The 3,001-nt window shown below is 35.5% G+C and carries 3 protein-coding genes; all 3 read left to right on the top strand.

Annotated features, from left to right (window positions below; translation table 11 throughout):
* Positions 1-313 (top strand): NAD(P)/FAD-dependent oxidoreductase (locus C6H22_RS06560; RefSeq protein ID WP_158654655.1); only part of this gene is annotated, 313 nt, incomplete at its 5' end.
* Between the two features lie 242 nt (positions 314-555).
* Positions 556-699 (top strand): hypothetical protein, encoded by a 144-nt coding sequence (locus C6H22_RS08675; protein WP_158654654.1) that lies wholly within the window; start codon positions 556-558, stop codon positions 697-699.
* 61 nt (positions 700-760) lie between these two features.
* The coding region (locus C6H22_RS06555; RefSeq protein WP_267892032.1) for a putative barnase/colicin E5 family endoribonuclease at positions 761-3,001 on the top strand (2,241 nt) is incomplete at its 3' end.

The raw sequence follows: 3,001 nt of genomic DNA, 5'->3' as shown, positions 1-3,001 counted from the left end.
TAATAGCGGTGTAACGGGTGCAACAATCAAAAATATCCAAAGCGGAGCTGTGCAAGATTTGGCAGTATTTGGTGTTTTTGTATTTGTGGGTTATGATGTAAATACACAGATTCTCAAACAACCTGATGGCAGTATGCTTTGTGAATGTGATGAGTGGAATAGCATAAAAGTAGATCTATCTATGAAAACTAGTGTCCCCGGGCTTTTTGCTGCTGGTGATGTGCGTGTACAAGCCCCAAAACAAGTCGTATGTGCCGCTGGTGATGGTGCTACCGCCGCACTCCAAGCTATCGCTTACCTTGAACACCATTAATACCATAAAACAGGTATTGCAAGCTTCTTGCGATACCTGCTATAGTTTCTATTCTAGTTAGATTCTCTCTTATCCTTTCGGTTTACTTTTACAAAAAGCACCAAAATTATTACGAGCTATTGCGATATCTGCATACATCATAAAAGACTTTCTTTTGTAATTGTTTTAAGACAATCTCTATATCTTTGATTTACAAAGAAATACAGATGAAAAACTTGTCATCTTGGGGTTAAACGTTGCATATGGCACTTAGTGAAATACATATAGATTCTAAAGAGGCTTTGAAAGCCTATATGCAAAAAGACTATAAAAAGCTTGTGAGTGTGACAAAATGTATGGATGCATGGCTCTTGGGGATATGTATTGCAAAGAAGAAGATGGTGTAAAAAAGATTATCTCAAAGCAATACAATTTATTGAAAAGCTTGTAATAGTGGGCTAAAAAAGAATGCAAGATACTAAGAGCGACTTAGAGGAATTAATAACACCGACATTTTTCAAAGAGGGCAAACCACTAAGCCAAGCAGATATTTATGATTTTATAGAAAATCTCATCACTAAAGGCGAGGCAAGTGCTAATACAAGCAAAGTTATAGACTTACTCCCAGAGTTAAGAAATAAAGAGAGAGCATATAATGCTTTTAATAATCAAAGCACACAAACAAAAGAACCACAACAACTCTTAGTAAGCAAAGAGAACCTACATACTGAACCTAAAGCACAAGAGCCAAACCCTTTTACAACACCCACACCAAAACAAGCCACAAAAGCGAGCGAGCAAAGCCAAGAGCCAAACCTTTTTACCGCCCAAGACCCAGCCGCGCCAAAACAACCAGTGCAAGAAGCACAAACACAAGCACCACAAACAAGGGAACAAATAAAAGCACGCCTAGCACAAGAGGAAAAAGAAGCTATTACACAGCTAAGATCAGAGCTTTTAGCTGATTACAATCAAAAAGTCGCACAAATCAAAGCAAACAAAAAGCTAAGTGAAGCTAAACAACAAGAAAAGATTAAAGACTTACAAGCAAAAAACAATTCTTTGTTTATGAGAAAATCAAATGAAATTCATAGAGAATTTGAACAAAAAGCAACTCAAGCTTTACAAGATTTACAATCTTTAGAAAACACAAAAAAGATAGATAGGGTGGATGAGTTTGCCGATCGTTTCTTTTTATCTTATGAGAGAGATAAAGCTATTGCTTTAAATAATCGCTACAATGAAATTATAGAATCTAGCGAGTTTAAAGAAGCTACACAAAGGCACACACAGCTAAGTGAAAAAGAGCTTGATGAAATAGCGATACATTTTGCAAGATATAGCAAAGAGAATGAAAAATTTAGTGATGATGCAATAAAAACATTTGCCCAAGAATTAGCACAAGAACTTTCTCAAACCCAAAAAAGCTTTAATATGCTTGACTTTAAAGATTCTATTTTAACAGATAAGCAGATTGTAGGCAATAGCAGAAAACAAAAACAATTCTTAGAAAACAAAAGACAAAAGATACAAAGACATTTAAACATCACCCCGATTAAAGAGTTTGGCACAAATTATGCAGAGTTTTATAAAGATGGCACAGGTGCGATAGGTAAGATTTTAGCAGAGTCTAAAGACTATGAAGCGAGAAAAAAGGCAGGAAGCTTAAGCCAAAAAGAGCGAGAGCAAGGGGCATATAAGGGACAAGTCGCAGGGGCGTTTTATAAAGAGGGCTTAGGGGATATTGATGTCGTTTGGGGGGATTCTAAAATGGGACTCCAAAAGATAATCGATAAACACATAGATGATTTTAATGATTTTGCAGGAGAGACACAACAAGCTAAGTTAGCTAATGGATTAAGTGAGATTGTAGAGAATGGAAAAGTTGTTAGTGAAAATGGTGTGAATACGATTATTTATACTAAAGACAACAACATCTATCGCGTAGGCTTATCTAAAGGTTGGGATAAACAAGGTGATAATGAATGGATTATTACAGCTTATAAAGTAGATAGAAAGTCGCCTCATTCAGATGTCCTACCAAGTAATGAGATTACTAAGAGTGATGGGACTAATCTACACTCTAACGACTTAAATAATTCTACCATAAAAACACAACGATTGCAAACACAAGATATAAAGTTTATCGACACCAAAGGCAAAGAACATACACTAAGCAAAGACACACAAAAACAATGGCTACAAACCTTTGGATTACAAAACCTAGAACAAAGCTATATCCCAAAACACTCACAAGAGATACAACAAGCTCTAGGTGGTAAAGAAATAAAACTACAAAAGGGAAGTTTGCTAAAGCTTGTCTCACAAGGTAGAGAGCAGTATATACCACAGATAAAAGAAGTGCTAGATAACCCAGAGGCGATAATTAGGGATAAGGTGGGGGATTATTTATTACTTAAACATTTAAAAGATGATGATTATTTTGTTAATGTCAGCTTTGATAATGGTGAGTATTTGGTAAGTATATCAAATGGATTCAAAGAAACAAATAACCTACAAAATAAGCTAAAGAATGGAGGAGAAATAATCTATCAATCGCCAAACGCCAATTCTATCTTGCAAACGCTTTTACAGACTTCGCGATATTCCGCCAACACGATTGATAGTTCTAATTCTATCATAAAAGAACAATCAAAACAACATAAGGGACAAGAGGAGCTAAAAAATGTCTTTGATGAGTTTGAACAA

The organism is Helicobacter equorum (assembly GCF_900198655.1).
GTDB classification, from domain to species: Bacteria; Campylobacterota; Campylobacteria; order Campylobacterales; family Helicobacteraceae; genus Helicobacter_F; species Helicobacter_F equorum.
This window is presented reverse-complemented; position numbering and strand designations above follow the sequence as displayed.

What these genes read in the sequence shown, in the direction of transcription:
- C6H22_RS08675 (WP_158654654.1), top strand. Translation starts at nt 556, where the DNA reads ATGGCACTTAGTGAAATACATATAGATTCTAAAGAGGCTTTGAAAGCC.